1 protein-coding gene is annotated in these 889 nt (G+C 67.4%); it reads right to left on the reverse strand.

From position 1 onward, the window contains the following. Positions 1 to 5: 5 nt before the first annotated feature. On the reverse strand, positions 6 to 788 hold the full coding sequence (locus KBX06_RS27480; RefSeq protein ID WP_210839964.1) for a transposase family protein: 783 nt from the start codon (positions 786 to 788) through the stop codon (positions 6 to 8). Positions 789 to 889: the final 101 nt, after the last annotated feature.

Genomic DNA, 889 nt, shown 5'->3' on the forward strand with positions numbered 1-889 from the left:
CCTTTTCATCCTGCGTAGCGGTTGGATTCGGTGCGGTGCAGGACGAGGATCGCCTGCACGATCGCGGTGGCTCGGCGTGGGCAGCAGCGCAGCTTGGCCAGGATCTTCCAGGTTTTGAGCGTGGCAATCGCTCGCTCACCGCGGGCGCGGATCTTCGCGTGGGCGCGGTTCACGGCTTTCTGCCTGCGTGACAGCTTCGGCCGGAAGCGGGACCGCTTGAACGGGGTGCGCACGCTGCCGCGGGCGCCCTGATAGCCCTTGTCCGCGAAGGTCATCACGTGTGCGCTGGTCAGTGCGTCGATGATGCCGTGGATGCGGGCAGCGGTCAGGTCGTGAGCCGATCCCGGTAGCGCGGGTGAGGCCCAGACGAGGCGGCCCGCCGCGTCGGCGATGACCTGCACGTTCACGCCGTGGCGTTTGTGTTTTCCCGAGTAGTAGGGCTTCTGGTCGGCGACCCGGTCGATCGGGATCAGCGTGCCGTCCAGGATCGCGTACGCCAGCATGCGGATCCGCTTCATCGCGGTAGCCAGGTCGTCGGCGGATGCCGCGAGCAGGGCGGTCGCTTCCTGCACGTAGCGCCAGGCGGTGGCGACGCCGATCGCGAACCCGCAGGCCAGTCGGGTGTAGGTGTCGCCGTTACGCAAGTGGGCAAGGGCGAGCAGTGCCTGGCGTCCCGCATCGAGGCGCCGCCATCGCGATCGTTGCTGGTTACGGTGTTGGCGGATGCGGTCGGCGAGGTGGTTCAGGGTCCGGCTGGACAACGAGATCGTGGACGGGTAAGACAGCACAGGCGAGGCTCCCGGTCGGGGCATCGGGTTTTGGTCGATTTGCTGTCTTACCTGGAGCCTCGCCCTCATCGATCCTCGGGCTACGCACACCGCCCCTGACC

The organism is Micromonospora sp. C31 (assembly GCF_018070575.1).
Lineage (GTDB): Bacteria > Actinomycetota > Actinomycetes > Mycobacteriales > Micromonosporaceae > Micromonospora.